This window comes from Micromonospora sp. NPDC023956 (assembly GCF_040639195.1).
In the GTDB taxonomy this organism is placed as follows: domain Bacteria; phylum Actinomycetota; class Actinomycetes; order Mycobacteriales; family Micromonosporaceae; genus Micromonospora.
The window spans coordinates 110,464-125,815 of record NZ_JBEZZN010000005.1 but is presented as its reverse complement, the minus strand read 5'-3'; the positions used below and the strand labels follow the sequence as shown (position 1 = coordinate 125,815).

Sequence of the window (15,352 nt, the reverse complement as noted above, 5' to 3'; positions counted from 1 at the left end):
GGTCAGGTCCTTGCCATCTCGTCGGCCAGTCGGGTGAGCAGGGCGTCGAGCCGGTCGCTGACGAACGGTCCGAGCTGCCCGGCCAGCAGCGGCTCGTACGGCCCGGACCCGGTGTCCCAGTCGACGTGGACCTCGACCGCGCTGCGCCGGTCGTCGCCCTCGACCGGTAGGACCCGGACGGCGCGCTCCAGCCGCCGCCAGAGCCAGTCCGGCACGGCCGAGGCCGTGACGCCCTCCGGCGTGCGGGTGACCCGGTCGGCCCAGACCACCCGGTCGTGCCCGAGCGTCCCGGCGAACTCCGGCTCCAGCCCGCCGCCGGTCGAACCGGACGGGTCCAGCGCGAACGGGTCCAGCAGGCGGGGCCGGCGGTGCAGCAGGTCGCGCAGCTCCGCGCAGGGCACCGGCAGCACCGCCGTCCGGGTGACGGGTGAGCGGGGCACCGCCGGCCGCCCGGTCGGGTCGTCCTGCCGGGCGTCCACCTCGGTCAGCACCCGCTCCAGCACGTCCAACCCGTACGCCAGGTCGGCCGGGGTGATGACCATCGGCGGCTGCACCCGCAGCACCCGGCTGTGGTAGAGCGAGTACGTCGAGGTCACCCCGTGCCGCAGCAGCAGCGCCAGCACCATCCCACCGAGCGTCTCGTCGTGGAACTCCAGGCCGTGCATCATGCCGATGCCCCGGTGCGCGGCGAGCAGTCGGGGGAAGCGGTCCACCAGGGCGGACAGCCGGGCGACGAGCGTCTCGGTGTGCGCGGCCACCGTCCGGCCGAACGACTCCTCGGTGGCGATCTCGATGGCTTCCAGCCCCACCCGGCAGCAGAGTGGGTTGCCGCCCAGGCTGGACCCGAAGGTGGACGGCAGCGCCCGCAGGCTGTCCCACACCGCCTCGGTGCCGAGCACCGCCGACAGCGGGACCACCCCGCCGCCGAACGCCTTGCCCACGCAGACCAGGTCGGGGGTGACCCCGAAGCGGTCGAAGGCGAAGAAGGGACCGCAGCGGCCGAAGGCGGTCTGCATCTCGTCGAGGATCAGCAGGGCGCCCCGCTCGGTGCAGATCCGGCGCACCCCGGCCAGGTAGTCCGGATCGGGGACGACCACGCCCCCCTCGGCCTGCACCGGCTCCAGCAGCACCGCCGCGGTGTCGCCGTCCACCGCCCGGTCGATCGCGGCCAGGTCGTTGAAGGGCACCTGCCGGAACCGCTCCAGGAAGGGGCGGTACAGGGCGGCGTGCTCGGGACGGTTGGCGGCGCTCAACGCGGCGAAGGTCTTGCCGTGGAAGCAGTCGAGGGCGCTGACGAACGTGGTCCGGCCGGTGGCGGCGCGGGCCAGCTTCAACGCGTTGTCGATACTCTCCCCGCCCCCGTTGGCCAGGTAGGCGTACGGGAGCCGCCCGCCGGTCAACTCGGCCAACCGGGCGGTCAGCCGGATCTGCTCCTCCTCGAAGAGGATCTTCGTGCTGTTCAGCCGGCCGGATGCCAACTGCTCGGCGACGGCCGCCACGATCCGCTCGTGCGAGTAGCCGAACGACTGGTTGCCGTACTGGTCGAACAGGGCCAGCAGGTCCCGGCCGTCGCCGTCGGTCACGTGCGCGCCGGCACCGGGACCCTGCACGCCGCAGCCCATGACGAAGGACATCGTCGAGTAGGTCGGATGGTTGTGGGCCGCCTTCGCCTCGGCCAGCTCCTGACGGCGTGTTCGCACCCTCGGCTCCTCCCGCCCGTGGTCACCGGGCACTGGCGTACGCGTGGTAGTCGGCGAAGAAGAACTGCAACAGGCGGCTGCGCCGCCCCGCCGGCGTGCGGGACCGGGCCACCGCGTCCGGCACGTCCAGGTAGGCCACCAGGCTCAGCGGCCCACCGGCGAACCGCTCGTCGAGGTACGGCTCGCCGAGCGGCGCGAAGCCGATCTCCAGGTAGAAGTCCCGCAGCTGGCCGGAGTTCTCGTCGACGAAGAAGTCCCCGATGATGTGGGTCGCGCCGAACCGCCGGACGCTGTGCACCAGCGCCTCGCGCATCAGCGCCAGCCCGACCGAGCGGCTGCGGATCGCCGGCAGGGTCATCAGGTGCCCGAACTCGACCAGCCGGTTGCCCGGTCGCAGCGCGCTCAGGTCGACCACGTCCTCGCAGGGCAGCCCGGCCGCCTGGTCGGGGATGACCTTCACCGTGCCGACCGGCTCGTCGCCGTCGAGCGCGAGGATGTAGTGGGCGTACGGGTCGAAGCGGTCGAAGGTCTCCTCGGTGTCGGCGGCGTCGCGCAGCCGCCCCTGGTCCCGGACGTAGACCGCCTCGCGCAGCCGCAGCACCGCCGCCCGGTCCGCCGCCGACTCGGCCAGCCGGAACACCACCCCGGTGGTGGACGGGGCGCTCACTTGCGCACCAACGTCCGGAAGAAGTCCACGTATCCGGGGTGGAAGTGCCGGAGCTGGTGCCGTACCTGCTGGTGCAGCTCGGGCAGGCGCTCGATCGGCAGGTTCGGCATCAGGTGGTGCTCGACGTGGAAGTTGTTGCCGTTGGTGAACCAGGTCATCAGCCGGTTGGACCGGATCGTCCGGGTGTTGGCGAACGGGTCACGGTCCAGGGTGGCGCAGCGGAAGTGCTCCGGCAGTTCGACCAGCGCGTGCACCGGCCCGGCCACCAGCAGCAGCGGGGCCAGCCAGCACCACACCACCAGCGCCTGACCGAGCAGCACCGAGCCGACCGTGGCGGCGAGGAGCACGCCGAGGACGAGCCGGTGTTCCGCCCGGATCCGGCGGGAGATGGTCGGGTTCTCGCCGGGGTGGTCCGCACCCCGCAGCGCCCGCCCGGCGTCGAGCAGGAACAGTCCGTAGTGGTGCAGCATGGTGAAGCGCACCGTCCAGGCCCAGGCGGTGCGCAGCCGGGACCGGGGGCGGTCGGTGCCGTACTGGTCGCCGTAGTCGAAGAACTCCCGGTTCTCCGGGGTGCCCAGGTCGCGGTGGTGCCGCAGGTGGGTCGCCCGGTACGCGGAGAACGAGATCAACATCGGCAGTCCCAGCAGGACGCCGACCAGCCGGTTGGTCCGCGCGTGGCGGAACCCCAACCCGTGCAGCGTCTGGTGCTGCAACTCGGCGGCGTGGGCGAACATGCAGCCCAGCAGCACCACGCCCAGCACCCGCAGGGCGGTCTCCGGGCGGGCGGCCAGCACGGTGCCGGCGACGGTCAGCAGGGCCCAGAGCGTCAGCTTCGACGCGAAGGACCGGTCGTCGACCTCGGTGCGCAGATGCCGGGCGGCGCTGCGGACGTCGGCCCGGGTGGCGCGCGCGGTGGCCTCATCGATGGGTTTCACGGTTACCCGTCTCCTCCTGCGGTCGCTCGGTGGCCACGGTGTCGGGTGGTGCCGGCGTCCCGGTCGCGGTCCCGCCCGCCGGTGCCGCCCCGGCCGGGTCGTCGCCCGGCGTCAGGGCCGCGGTGAGCACGGCGGCGAGGACGGCCACCGGCTCGGGCGCCAGCGGATCCCGGCTGTCGACGTCGAGCAGCCGCTCACGGACCCGACCGGTGACGTACTTGCCCCAGTCCGGCCGGGCCGGCGGGTGGCCCGACCCCGGCCGGCGGGTGGCGAGGACCAGCGGGTCCCCGACGAACCGGCCGGGCGTGAACTCGTGCGCCAGGTGGCCGAGCCGGGCGAGGGCCCCGGCCTGGTCGCGTACGGCAGTCTCGTCGACGCCGGTCAGCCCGCCACCGCGTTCGTGCAGCAGCGCGGCCACGGTGGCGGCGTCCGGCGCGGCCGACGCGGGCCGTGGCACGTCGTACAGGTCGAGGACGCCGAGCAGCGCCTCCCGGTCGGTCGGCGGCGGCGCGGGATGCGTCTCGTCCGGCGGGTAGCTGTCCAGCAGGGCCAGCAGCCCGACCTCCGCCCCGGCCGCCTGCAACGCCACCGCCGCCTGGTACGCCAGGTAGCCGCCGGTCCCGCAGCCGAGCAGGTGGTACGGACCCTCGGGCTGGACCTCGCGGATCCGGGCCAGGTAGCCGTCGACCAGCTCCTCGAACCCGGCCGACGGGGTGACCCCGCCCTGGAGGCCGTACCCGGGGATCTCGGCGGGCAGCTGGGCGACCAGACGCAGCCAGGGCCGGCTGCGGCCGTCCGGCAGCGGCAGGCAGAACAGCGGTGGCCGGCTGCCGGTGCGCCGCAGCGGCACGGCGGCGACCGGGCCGGTGGCGGCCACCGACGGGGGACCGATCCGGGCGGCGAGCGCGGACACGGTCGGGTGGCGGAACAGGTCGCGCACCGACAGGTGGACGTCGAGCAGGTTCCGGGCCCGGCCCAGCAGTCGGGTGGCGGAGAGCGAGTGCCCGCCGAGGTCGAAGAAGTTGTCGTCGACGCCGACCGCCGGCACACCCAGCAACTCGGCGAAGAGGGCGGCCAGCACCTCCTCCGTGTCGGTGCGGCCGGTCGTCCCGCCACCGGCCGGGCCCGGCCGGCCGGGCGTCGCGGCGTGCGGGTCGGGCAGGGCGGCCCGGTCGAGTTTGCCGCTGGCCGTGCGGGGCAGCTCGTCGACCGGCACCACGATCCCGGGGACCAGGTGGGCGGGGAGCGCCTCGGCCACGCCGGCCCGGATCCGGGCCGGGTCGACGCCGGTCCCCGAGACCGGCACCACGTACCCGACGAGGTGCCGGCCCCCGGTTCCGTCGTCGCGGACCGTGGCCGCGGCCCGGACCACCCCGGGTTGCCGGACCAGGGCGGCCTCGACCTCACCCAGCTCGATCCGGAAGCCACGGATCTTGACCTGGTCGTCGTCGCGCCCGACGAAGACCAGCTCGCCGTCAGCGGTCCACCGGGCCAGGTCGCCGCTGCGGTACATCCGCGCCTCGCCGTCGTCGGTGGCGAACGGGTCCGGCAGGAAGCGGTCCTCGGTGAGCGCCCGGTTGCCCCGGTAGCCCAGCGACACCCCGGCACCGCCGATGTGCAGCTCGCCGACCGTCCCGGTGGGCACCAGCCGTCGGTGCGGGTCGAGCAGGTAGACCCGGACGTTGCGCAGCGGGGCCCCGATCGGCGGGGCGGCGGCCCGGTCCGGGGTGAGCCGACCGCTCATCGCGGTCGAGACGGTCGCCTCGGTCGGCCCGTACCCGTTGATCAGCCGGCAGACCGGCGCGAACCGTTCGACCACCGTGGGCGCGGACAGTTCCCCGACGATCGACACGGTGGTACCGGGGGGAATGTCCTGCGGGGACAGCACGTCGAGCACGGACGGGGCGAGGACGAGGTCGTTGACCTCGCGGTCCCGGATCAGCCGGACCAGGTCGGGACCGGGCGTCAACCGGTCGGCCGGGGCGAGGACGAGGGTGCCGCCGTTGAGCACCGACTGCGTCATCTCGCCGACGAAGGCGTCGAAGCTGGCGGAGGCGAACTGGAGGGTCCGGGTGCCCGGACCGGAGCCCAACCGGTCCACCATGGCCGCGGTCAGGTTGACCACGCCCCGGTGGCGCACCACCACGCCCTTCGGGGTGCCGGTGGAGCCGGAGGTGTAGATCAGGTACGCCGGTTGCCAGGGGGAGGTGGGCAGGTTCCGCTCCCCGTCGGACAGTGGACGACCGTCCAGGACGGCCAGCCGGCCGGTCAGTTCCGGGTCGTCGAGGAGCAGCCGCCGCACCGGCAGGTGGTCGCCGAGCGCGGCGGTCTCGCGGGACAGCAGCAGCAGGCTCGGCTCCGCGTCGGCGACCATGAACGACAGTCGGGGGACCGGGTAGGCGGGGTCGAGGGAGAGGAAGGCCGCGCCGGACTTCAGCACCGCCAGCGCGGCGGTGACCAGCGTCGCGGACCGGGGCAGCGCGAACGCCACCACCTGACCCGGACCCACGCCCCGGTCGACCAGGTGCCGGGCCAGCCGGTTGGCCCGTCGGTCCAACTCGCGGAAGCTCACCGGGGTGCCGTCGTCGTCGAGGGCGGGCGCGTCCGGGGTCCGATCCGCCCACTCCTCGACGAGCTGGTGCACGCCGACCGGCGGGATGTCCCGGGTCGGGCCCCGGCCCCAGCCGAGGAGGCGGTCCCGCTCCTCGGCGTCGACCAGGGGCAGGTCGTCGACGGGGGTGCCGGGTTCCGCCGAGGTCGCCGCGTCCAGGAAGAAGAGGAACCGCCGCAGGTGCGCGTCGAGTTCCCCGGGCGGGTGGGCGACGGAGTCGGCGTCGAGGAGCAGCTCGGTGTCCCCGTCGGGCAGTTGGAAGAAGACGAGGGAGACGTCGTCGACGTCCGGCAGGGAGAGGGTGCGGACCGTGGCCTGGTGATCGGCGAAGCGCAGCGGCGCGGTCGAACCCATGACGTTGACCACCGCGCCCCAGAAGGGGCGTCCCTGCCCGGTGCGGCCCAGGTCGCGTCCGAGCATGGTGGCGGGGTAGCGGCTGTGCAGCAGACCGGCCCGCAGTTCCGCGCCCACGGCGGTGAGGGCGCCGGCCAGGGTGGTGCCGGCCGGCATCCGGACCCGCAGGGGCATGGCGTTCGTGGTCATGCCGGGCACGTCGCGTTCGGCCCGGCTCATCCGGCCGGTCACCGGGAGCCCGAGCAGGACGTCGGTGCTGCCGGCCATCCGCCCGACGTAGGCGGCCGCGACCCCGACGGCGAACTCCGACCAGCCCACCCCGAGCCGCTCGGCGGCGATCCGCATCCGCTCGGTCCGGGTGACGCCGAGGTGGGCCCGGCGGCGGATCACCGGCCCGCCGCGCCGGTCCTGCCGTCCCGCGAGCCGGGTCGGCTCCGGTCGGTCCGCCAGCCGCTCCAGCCAGTGCCGCCGGTCCCGCTCCAACCGGTCCGAGGCGAGGTACGCGGCCTCGCCGTCACCGAGGATCCGCAGCGGCGGGGGCGGTGCGGGTGGGGCCTGGCCGCTCACCAGGGCGGTGTACGTCGCCGCGGTCCGCCGGTGGAGCTGGGCGAGGCTCCAGCCGTCGACCATCAGGTGGTGCACCCGGCGGTAGAGGACGAAGTGCTCCGGGGCCAGCCGGATCAGCGCGGTGGTGCAGAGCCCGGTGCCGAGCCGGTCGACCGGGGCGGTCATGTCGGCGGTCATCCAGGCGTCCGCCGCCGCCTCCGGGTCGGCCTCCGCGCTCACGTCGACCAGATGCAACGGCGAGGAGGCGTCCGGGTCGACGTACTGCACCGGTCCGGCGGCGGTGACCGCGAACCGTAGCCGCAGCGCCTCGCAGTCGCGTTCGACCCGGTGGTGGGCGGCGGTCATGGTGGTGGGGTCGACCGGGCCGAAGATGTCGATCCGGTCGGTGATGCTCCGGGACGACCCGGTGGGGTCCAGCGACTCCGCGTACCAGATCCCGGACTGGGCCCCCAGCAGCGGCCAGTCCGGTCTGTCGTGGTCGAACAACACTGACGCCTCCAACCGGCTCTTGTGTTCCCCCGAGTTCGCGCCGCGCAGATCCAATGAGGTAACACGACTTTCCCGTGGCCGGCAAATAGCTATTTCCTCGCGCCGTCAAGTCTGATTCCACAGGGTGATCCGGTTTCGCCGAAGCAGCAGGCCGTGCCTTTCGGGTCACGCTAAGTTGTGGCCTCAGTCGGGCTTTGCGAGGAAATAACTACGCGTGAACCAGCGGCCGTCCAGGTGCGACCCCCGTCGGCTTCCGATCCGTCCGGTGGAGGTGCGAGGCGTGGGAGCCGGTCCCCGGGCACCGTCCTGAGCTGCGGAGCCGGTGTGGTCGAGGTGATCGGGTCCCCGTTGTCATCACGGTCGGTGTCGATGGGAGTCGATGGCGCTTCGCTCCGCCCGGTCAGTGGCCAGAATGGACGGTGTGCTGTGTAGAAATTCACCGCAAGCGATCCCGTCAGACGGTTTGATATGCGTATACTCGTCAAGTCATGGGGATGAACGGGGATGGCGTAAAGGGTTTTGCCGAAGAGTTCCGAATGCTCGAACCGCATCTCGACGAGCGGCAGCGCCGGTTGGTGCTCGCCGCTCGGGCCCGGTCACTGGGGCGGGGTGGGATCAGCCGGATCGCCCTCGCCGCCGGGGTGCATCCGAGCACCGTCTCGAAGGGGATCGAGGAGCTCGAGTCCCCGGGGGCGCGCCCTCCACGCGTGCGGCGTCCCGGCGGTGGACGCAAACGGCTCACCGAGACCGATCCCGGCCTGATGACCGACCTGCTCGGTCTGATGGAACCCCGCCACCAGCCGCGCCCGGCTCTCCAGTGGACCACCCGCTCCACCCGGCGGCTCGCCGAGGAACTGGCCGACCTGGGGCACCGGGTGTCGGCCTGGTCGGTGAGCCGGCTGCTGCGGGAGGCCGGCTTCCGGCTGTCCACCAGTTCCCGCCCGCTGCTTGCCGGCCAGCAACTCGACCGGGACGCCCAGTTCCACCGGGTCAACGACCACGTGCAACGGTGCATCCTCGCCGGACAGCCGGTGATCGTGCTGAGCCTGCGCCGTCACCGGCAGACCGCGGCGGCCGGTGACGGCGGGCCGGTCCCCGGCGACCCCGCGCCGGGAGACGCGACCGGGCCCGGCCCCGGGGACGAGGGCGGCTGGACCGACGAGCCCGTCGACCGGGACACCTGGGCGGTGGCGCTGGCCACCGTCGGCGGCTGGTGGGCGGAGTCCAGCCAGCAGGCCCGCCACCTGCTGATCGTCGCGGACTCCGCCGGACCGGGCGGCAGGTCCTGGCGGATCGGGCTGACCCGCTTCGCCACCCGGATCGGTGTCCCCATCACCGTGTGTCACCTGCCCTCGAACACCATGCGCTGGAACCGGGGGGAGGACCGGGTCCGCTCCAACGTCCTGCTCCGGCTGCCCGGGGCCGTACCCAGTCGACACGAGGTGGAGATGCGGGTGATCGCCGAGTCGCGGGACGGCGGTGGCCCCGCCCCCGTCCCCGCGCCCCCCGGCCCGACCTCCTGGAACTATCTGGTCACCCCCTGACGCCGCCGGCGACCGGACCGGCCCGACGACCGCTCCCGGTCGACCGGGAGTGCGGGGCGCGGGCGGACCGGGTGCCCGCGCTTACCGGGACGCGTACCCACCGACCGGGAGACGCGGGCGGACCGGCTGCGGTGGTCGCGGCGCGCGGGGCCGGTGAGCGGCGGATAGGCTTCGGCCGTGGCGGGACTGTTGAGGAACGTGGCGGCGCGGGTCGGTCGGGTCGTCCGGGGCGCTGCCGCGTCCCCGGCCCAGGTGCCCGCCCAGGTCGCCCGAGGACGTCAGGCGGCGGCCCTCCGTCGCCGCCACCTCACCTACGCGCCCGAACCGGACGGCCAGGCCGACCCGGGCGAGATCGTCTGGACCTGGGTGGCCTACGAGGACGATCCCCGCCAGGGCAAGGACCGACCGGTGCTGGTGGTCGGCCGGGAGAGCCGGACCCTCTTCGGGCTGATGCTCTCCAGTCAGCGTGACCGCGACGGCCAACGGCACTGGTTTCCGCTCGGTCCGGGCGAGTGGGACCGGGACAACCGGCCGAGCTGGGTCCGGCTCGACCGGGTGCTCACCATGCGGGAGGACGGGATCCGCCGGGAGGGCGCGGTGCTGGACCGGGCCCGGTTCGACCGGGTGGCCGGGGTGCTGCGCGCCGAGTACGGCTGGACCTGATCCGTGCCCTGACCCGGTGGCGCGTGGTCAGGACAGCGGGTGGGCGATGCCCCGGGCGTGGTCGGTGACCGCCGCGCCGACCACCCGGGCCTCCACCGGCAGCACCTCCAGGCAGCGGCGGACGGCGGCGGCCATCAGCGCGTTGGGCACCCGCATGGAGAGCGTGCAGTGCGGCACCCAGCGCCCCGGCTGGTAGTGCTCGGAGAGGCCCACGCCGGCCCGGGTCAGCCGGTCGTGCACCTCGGCGTGGTGGGCGAGCAGGTCCGGCGTCGGCGTCGGGCCGAGCCAGAGCACCCGTCCGACGAACTGTCCGGCGTACTGGAACGACAACCGGAGCGGCGCGGCCACGGTCAGTCCGGTCAGTGCCTCGGCGACCCGCTCCGGGTCCAGCCGGGGCGCCACCGCCAGCGACACGTGCGGGCGGTGGCGCTGGTCGAGCAGGTACCGGAGGCTCTGCACGCCTTCCGCCTCCAACGCCTCCCAGAGCACCCGGATCCGCCGGGTGGCGTCGGTGTCGAGATACAGCTCCAGCGCGGCGACCACCGGCCCACCCTAGGGCCCGCCGTCACCCGGGGCGACTCCGCCGACCGTTCATCTCCGGGCTCTCCCCGCCCCGGCCGCCGTACCGGTCGGGGCCGGTGGTGCCGTCCGCTGTGCCGGGGCGGCCGGAGCCGTCGGCCGGGTGCGGCGGGCGAGGAGCCGGTCCACCCCGACGAAGACCAGGCCGAGCAGCCAGAACACCACCGCGAAGCCCGACGCGCTGACCGCCACCCCGGGGTAGCCGAGCTGACCGGCGTCCACGAACGGGTACGGGTAGGAGCCGACCACGGCCCCTCTCACCAGGGCGAACGCCAGGTACGCCAGCGGGAAGGCGAGCCACCAGGCCGCGTACCGGGGGCGTAGCCGGCCCCGACGGTCGAAGAGCGCCCAGTCGACCACCGCGAGTAGCGGGACCACGGTGTGCAGGAACTGGTTGCCGACCGCGTCGGCGAGGGAACGGTCCGGTTGCGCCATCGCGAACGGGCTGGCCGGATTGGCCAGGACCAGGTGGTAGACCACCCCGGTGATGGTGATGTAGAGGGTGGCCGCGCCCTTGAGCACGGACGGCGGGTCGGGCCGCCCCCGCCGGGCCCGCGTGACGGCGTACCCGGCGAGCAGCCCGACCGCGAGATTGCTCTGGATGGTGAAGTACGGCAGCAGGCCGGTCACGGTGGCCGGACCGGCGGCGGTGAGCACGATCCCGGCCAGCACGCCGAGGACGACCAGCAGGCGGAGGACCACCGCCGCCGATCCACGCCGCAGAGTCATTCGCGCACGTTAACAGCCCTTCCCGGGCTCGTCACCGGCCAGCGCCGGCTCGATTCGCCGTCGAGGGCCCCGGTGGGACGCCGGCGGGCTCCGGTGGGAGGTCGGCGGGCTCCGGCAGGCCGGTGTGGTCGGGCCGGCCCGGCCCGTCGCCCACCGGCGGGGTCGGCACCGCCGGTTGCCCGGTCGGCCCCACCGACGGGGGCGCCGGCACCACCGGTCGCCAGGTCGGCCGCGCCGGCGGTACCGACGGCTTCGCCCCGGGCCCGGCCGGGGGCGCGGGCGACCCGTCGGGCCGCGAGGGCGTCGGGCTGCCGGGACCGGCGGTCGGCCGGCCACCCGGGGTGCTGGCCGAGGGCCCCGGCGTCGGCCCGCCGGTGGGTGCCGTCCGGAACCGCTCCGGGTCGCCGCCGGATGCCCCGTCCCCCGGCGTGGTCGTGGCCGGCGACGGCACCGGATGCGCCGGGAAGCGCACCGCCCCCTGTACCGTGGCGAGGGCCACCCCTCCGGTCGCGACCACGGCCAGCAGTGCGGCGGTGGTCGTCCGCACCGGCAGCAGACGGGCCAGGGCGTCCCGCCGGGGCGGACGCGGCGACGGTCGTCGCACCGGTGCCAGCCGCGCGGCCTGGAACGCCCGCATCGCCCGGTGTTCACCGCGCAGTTCCACCGGCCGGGGAGCGGCGCGGAGCGCGGCGAGCAACCGGACGAGGTGGCCGGGTGCCCGTCGGTGGTCGACGGCGGTTCCGTCGAGCAGGCACTCGACTGTCTCCCGGTCGATCTGGTATTGGTGATGTGAGGTCATCTCGTGTGTACCAGCGTCGGCGATCCTTCCGACGTCACACGCGGTGGGTCGGCCCGCCGGGATGGCCGACTGGTGGATCATCCTCCCGGCCCCCGGGACCGGTCCGGGGTCATACCTGGGGTCACCGGCAGAACGGACGGATCGACACCTCAAGGTCCAACCGGGACGGCATCCGTCGACAGACCGATGGATGAGGCGTTACGGTCAGCGACAGGAGAACATGAACGTATGAAGGTGCTCTTCCTCGGTGGTCCCTGGCACAACGAACGTCACGAGGTGACGCCCGCGCGGGCGTCCGCCGCACTGCGGTCGCTGCCGGTCAGCTTCACCGTTCCGCTCCCGACCGACCGCACCGGTGAGTTCGTGGAGGGCTTCGCGTCCTCCCGGGCCGACGGTCACATCACGTACACCCGTCGCTACGCCCGTGCCGGCGGTGAGCGCCTGCCCGTCTACGTGGCCCCTAACTACCAGGGTCCGCCCCGCGCCTGAGCCCGTGCCCCGTCCCGCCCCCGGTGCCCGTGCGCCGGGGGCGGGCGAGCGCAGTGCTCGGGCCGTGGTCTGCCCGAGCACCCGTGGTCGCCCTTTCACCCCGTCCGATGCGGATCGCACGGTACGGGCCACCCCCGACACTTTCCCCGCTGTCCGGGGCATCCCGGAGCCCTCTCCGGTTGCCGAACCCGGACACCGGGGGTCAACTGGTGACATGGGTGCGATCAAGGTGGGAACGTCGTCCTGGGCCGACCAGATGCTGTTGCGCTCCGGCTGGTATCCGCGGACGGCCCGCACCCCCGCCGCCCGGCTCGGTCACTACGCCGGCCGGTTCGGACTGGTCGAGGTGGACACCTCGTACTACGCGGTGCCGACGCCGGAGACCGCCCAGGGCTGGGCGGCGGCCACTCCGGACGGTTTCACCTTCGACGTCAAGGCGTTCAGCCTGTTCACCGGGCACCCGACACCGGTCTCCGTGCTGCCCCGGGACCTGCGTCCGGCCGGTACCCGCCGCCAGGTCCAGCGCCGTGACCTGCCCGGCGAGACGTACGACGAGCTGTGGGAGAGGTTCCACGCCGCGTTGGCCCCGCTCGCCGGTTCCGACCGGCTGGGCGCGGTGCTGTTGCAGTTCCCCCCGTGGTTCGCCCACGGCGAGGCGGCGAGACGGCGGATCGTCGAACTCGCCGGTCGGTGCCGACCGCACCGGGTCGCCGTCGAGTTGCGTCACCACTCCTGGTTCGCCGAGCCGACCGTGCTGGGCACCCTCGACCTGCTCCGCGAGCACGACCTGACCTTCGTCTGCGTCGACATGCCCCAGGGGTTCGCCTCGTCGGTGCCGCCCATCCTCACCGCCACCGCCGGGCTGGCCATGATCCGGTTCCACGGGCACAGCGCCGCCTGGGAGAGCGGTGACAAGCAGGAGCGGTTCCGCTACGCGTACGCCGAGGACGAGCTGACCCGCTGGGCGGAGCTGCTGACCGGGCTGGCCGGGCGGGCCGACGAGCTGCACGTGTTGCTGAACAACTGCTGCGGCGACCAGGCCCAGCGGGACGCCGCCCGGCTGGCCGACCTGCTCGGCGTGTCGACGGACCGGGTCGACCGCCCGCTGCTCGGTGCGGAGCGGTGACCCGGGGCCGACGAGGAGCGACCGGGTACGCGGCGACCCGCGACCGGAGCGGTCGCGGGTCGCGGTGGCCCTGCCGGTCAGTGGGCCATCATGCGGTGCATCCGGCCGTGACCGTTGGTGCCGAGCATGCCCATCCCCATCCCCTTGGACTTCGTGTTCATCATGCCGCCGTTGCGCCCGAGGGTCATCATGCCGCCGGCCCGACCGAGCATCCCCCGGAGTACCTGGCCGGGTTTCTGCTGTTCACCGGCGTAGCTGGTGACCACGATCAGCGCCCCGGTGATGGCCGGGACAGCCCACTGGAGCACCTTCATCTGCCGTTGCGAGGTCGCGACCGCGCGCGGCGTGTCGGGCTGGGGTTCGGTGACCCCGGCCACCGGTGGCTGGCCCGACTTCTCCAACCGCATGCCGAGCATCCGGCTGTATCCGGTGACGGCCAGCGCGGCGACGGTCAGCGCGGTCTTGACCGCGCTCATCCGGCCGACCCCGGACTGGGTGAGTACCCGAGGGCTCTCGGTCACCAGTTCGCCGACCGCGCCGGCCAGGTGCGCCCCGATGGCCGCCGCGTTCACCGGCGTCCATCGGGCCCAGCCCGCCGAGGCCATCGGCAGTCGTTGGGTCCTGTCGTTGATCTTCGCCGCCGCGCCGTTGACCCCGGTGGCGCCCATCAACGAGCCGCCGAACCAGGCCGCCAGGCCGAGGTCGTGCATCGAGCGCAGGACGGTGTGCCGTTCGGACATCTGATCCCCTTCCGCCGTGTGGGTGCTGCGGCATACCCACGCGCCGGGCGGCTATTCCCGGCCACCGCCCGCAGCGGTGGTCAGGCGACCGCCGGGGCCGGCCGGCCGACGCCGCTGACCGTCGCGTACACCGCCCCGAGCTGCTCCACGGCCCGCTTCCAGGAGTACCGGCTGCGGATCCGGTCCAGCGCCGCCGTGGCGTACGAGAAGCGGCGGACGTTGTCCCGCAGCAGCCGGCGGACCGCCGTGCCGAGGGCCCGTGGGTCGCGGGGCGGGACGAGGTCACCGGTGAGCCCGTCCACCACGCTGTCGCTGATCCCGCCGACGGCGGTGCCGACCACGGGGACCCCGCAGGCCATGCCCTCCAGGGTCGAGAGGCCGTACGGTTCGTGCCAGGGGGCGGCGACGAGGATGTCCGCCGAGCGGTACCAGCGACCCAGTTCCGCCCGGGGGACCGCGCCGACGAGGCGGACCCGCTCGGCCACCCCGCAGGCCGTGGCGAGGGCGAGCAGCCGGCGGGCGGTCCCGTCGCCGGGCAGCAGGTCGGCCGGGGGCCCACCGACCACCACGCACTCCGCCTCCGGTACGCCCGGCATCGCCCGGACCAGGTCCGGCAGGCCCTGCGCGGCGATCAGCGGGCCGACGGTGAGGATCCGGGGTCGGGCCGGATCCCGGGGCGCGACCGGCCCCTCGGGGCGGAACAGTGCCTCGTCGATCCCGGTGGGGACCAGGGTCATCCGGGAGCGGGGCACCCCGAGCCGGAGCAACTCGGCGACCTCGTCCTGGCACTGCACGACGACCCGGTCGACGGCCCGGCCGATGGCCCGTTCGTAGCCGATCCGCCCCGGTGGGCTGGTGTCCCGGTTGCCGAGCTGCCGCCGGGCCACCGTGCCGAGCCCGTGGTAGGTCTGCACGACCGGCACCCCGGTCCGCCGGGCGGCGTGCAGGGTGGCCAGGCCGCTCATCCAGAAGTGCGCGTGCGCGACGTCGGGCAGCCAGCCCTCGTCCTGCCAGGCGCCGGCGAGCCACCGCCCGAACTCGGCGAGGTGCGGCAGCAACTCGTCGCGGGGCAGCCGCTCGGGGGGCCCGGCGGGGACGTGGCAGACCAGGTAGCCGTCCCCGGTGGGTACGGCGTCGGGCACCGCGGTGGAGTCCCGGCGGGTGTAGACCCGTACGTCGTGACCCGCGCCGACGAGCGCGGCGGCCAACTCGGCGACGTGCGTGTGCTGGCCGCCGACGTCCGGGTCGACCGGCACGGCGAGCGGGCTGGCGTGCTCCGAGATCATCGCGATGCGCATGTTTCCTCCTCCATCAGCCGGTCCCGTCGCCCCGGGAACGGTCGATCGCCGGACCGTCGCGT

13 protein-coding genes are annotated in these 15,352 nt (G+C 74.3%); 4 read left to right on the top strand and 9 right to left on the bottom strand.

Annotated features, from left to right (window positions below; translation table 11 throughout):
• Window positions 1-2: 2 nt before the first annotated feature.
• Genes AB0F58_RS12710 through AB0F58_RS12695 form a run of 4 tightly spaced genes read right to left on the bottom strand, consistent with a single transcriptional unit; the run spans window position 3 to window position 7,323 of the window.
• Window positions 3-1,700 carry an aminotransferase class III-fold pyridoxal phosphate-dependent enzyme gene (locus AB0F58_RS12710; RefSeq protein ID WP_357142133.1) on the bottom strand — a complete coding sequence of 566 codons (1,698 nt, stop codon included), beginning with the start codon at window positions 1,698-1,700 and terminating at the stop codon, window positions 3-5.
• A 22-nt stretch (window positions 1,701-1,722) separates the two neighbouring features.
• Window positions 1,723-2,367 (bottom strand): GNAT family N-acetyltransferase, encoded by a 645-nt coding sequence (locus AB0F58_RS12705; protein WP_357142131.1) that lies wholly within the window; start codon window positions 2,365-2,367, stop codon window positions 1,723-1,725.
• Window positions 2,364-3,302 carry a fatty acid desaturase gene (locus AB0F58_RS12700; RefSeq protein WP_357142129.1) on the bottom strand — a complete coding sequence of 313 codons (939 nt, stop codon included), beginning with the start codon at window positions 3,300-3,302 and terminating at the stop codon, window positions 2,364-2,366. Before AB0F58_RS12700 ends, AB0F58_RS12705 begins: the two co-directional genes overlap by 4 nt.
• A complete protein-coding gene (locus tag AB0F58_RS12695) occupies window positions 3,286-7,323 on the bottom strand; it encodes an amino acid adenylation domain-containing protein (protein ID WP_357142127.1) in 4,038 nt (1,345 codons plus the stop codon). Before AB0F58_RS12695 ends, AB0F58_RS12700 begins: the two co-directional genes overlap by 17 nt.
• Window positions 7,324-7,859: 536 nt before the next feature.
• Between AB0F58_RS12695 and AB0F58_RS12690 the strand changes: the two genes are divergently transcribed.
• Both AB0F58_RS12690 and AB0F58_RS12685 read left to right on the top strand, forming a co-directional pair.
• On the top strand, window positions 7,860-8,867 hold the full coding sequence (locus AB0F58_RS12690; protein WP_357142125.1) for a hypothetical protein: 1,008 nt from the start codon (window positions 7,860-7,862) through the stop codon (window positions 8,865-8,867).
• Between the two features lie 177 nt (window positions 8,868-9,044).
• Window positions 9,045-9,530: a type II toxin-antitoxin system PemK/MazF family toxin gene (locus AB0F58_RS12685; protein WP_357142123.1), complete on the top strand. Its 486-nt coding sequence runs from the start codon at window positions 9,045-9,047 to the stop codon at window positions 9,528-9,530.
• 27 nt (window positions 9,531-9,557) lie between these two features.
• On the opposite strand, the gene AB0F58_RS12680 is transcribed toward AB0F58_RS12685, so the two are convergent.
• From AB0F58_RS12680 to AB0F58_RS12670, 3 genes are read right to left on the bottom strand one after another with little or no spacing between them, the layout of a single operon-like run.
• Window positions 9,558-10,073, bottom strand: coding sequence for a 2'-5' RNA ligase family protein (locus tag AB0F58_RS12680; protein WP_357142121.1), 516 nt, complete (start codon window positions 10,071-10,073; stop codon window positions 9,558-9,560).
• A 48-nt stretch (window positions 10,074-10,121) separates the two neighbouring features.
• Window positions 10,122-10,838: a Pr6Pr family membrane protein gene (locus tag AB0F58_RS12675; protein WP_357142119.1), complete on the bottom strand. Its 717-nt coding sequence runs from the start codon at window positions 10,836-10,838 to the stop codon at window positions 10,122-10,124.
• A gap of 31 nt (window positions 10,839-10,869) precedes the next feature.
• Window positions 10,870-11,637 (bottom strand): hypothetical protein, encoded by a 768-nt coding sequence (locus AB0F58_RS12670; RefSeq protein WP_357142118.1) that lies wholly within the window; start codon window positions 11,635-11,637, stop codon window positions 10,870-10,872.
• A 228-nt stretch (window positions 11,638-11,865) separates the two neighbouring features.
• Between AB0F58_RS12670 and AB0F58_RS12665 the strand changes: the two genes are divergently transcribed.
• Window positions 11,866-12,126, top strand: a complete 261-nt coding sequence (locus AB0F58_RS12665) for a hypothetical protein (protein ID WP_357142116.1) — start codon at window positions 11,866-11,868, stop codon at window positions 12,124-12,126.
• 214 nt (window positions 12,127-12,340) lie between these two features.
• Window positions 12,341-13,252 carry a DUF72 domain-containing protein gene (locus tag AB0F58_RS12660; RefSeq protein ID WP_357142114.1) on the top strand — a complete coding sequence of 304 codons (912 nt, stop codon included), beginning with the start codon at window positions 12,341-12,343 and terminating at the stop codon, window positions 13,250-13,252.
• Between the two features lie 77 nt (window positions 13,253-13,329).
• On the opposite strand, the gene AB0F58_RS12655 is transcribed toward AB0F58_RS12660, so the two are convergent.
• Both AB0F58_RS12655 and AB0F58_RS12650 read right to left on the bottom strand, forming a co-directional pair.
• Entirely contained in the window at window positions 13,330-13,992 is a 663-nt protein-coding gene (locus AB0F58_RS12655; RefSeq protein WP_357142112.1) for a hypothetical protein, read from the bottom strand.
• Window positions 13,993-14,072: 80 nt separating this feature from the next.
• Window positions 14,073-15,290 carry a glycosyltransferase gene (locus tag AB0F58_RS12650; RefSeq protein WP_357142110.1) on the bottom strand — a complete coding sequence of 406 codons (1,218 nt, stop codon included), beginning with the start codon at window positions 15,288-15,290 and terminating at the stop codon, window positions 14,073-14,075.
• Window positions 15,291-15,352 lie beyond the last annotated feature (62 nt).

Coding starts and splice junctions, on each gene's coding strand:
- AB0F58_RS12690 (WP_357142125.1), top strand. CDS start 7,860: ATGCTCGAACCGCATCTCGACGAGCGGCAGCGCCGGTTGGTGCTCGCC.
- AB0F58_RS12675 (WP_357142119.1), bottom strand. CDS start 10,838: ATGACTCTGCGGCGTGGATCGGCGGCGGTGGTCCTCCGCCTGCTGGTC.
- AB0F58_RS12670 (WP_357142118.1), bottom strand. CDS start 11,637: ATGACCTCACATCACCAATACCAGATCGACCGGGAGACAGTCGAGTGC.
- AB0F58_RS12665 (WP_357142116.1), top strand. CDS start 11,866: ATGAAGGTGCTCTTCCTCGGTGGTCCCTGGCACAACGAACGTCACGAG.
- AB0F58_RS12660 (WP_357142114.1), top strand. CDS start 12,341: ATGGGTGCGATCAAGGTGGGAACGTCGTCCTGGGCCGACCAGATGCTG.
- AB0F58_RS12655 (WP_357142112.1), bottom strand. CDS start 13,992: ATGTCCGAACGGCACACCGTCCTGCGCTCGATGCACGACCTCGGCCTG.
- AB0F58_RS12650 (WP_357142110.1), bottom strand. CDS start 15,290: ATGCGCATCGCGATGATCTCGGAGCACGCCAGCCCGCTCGCCGTGCCG.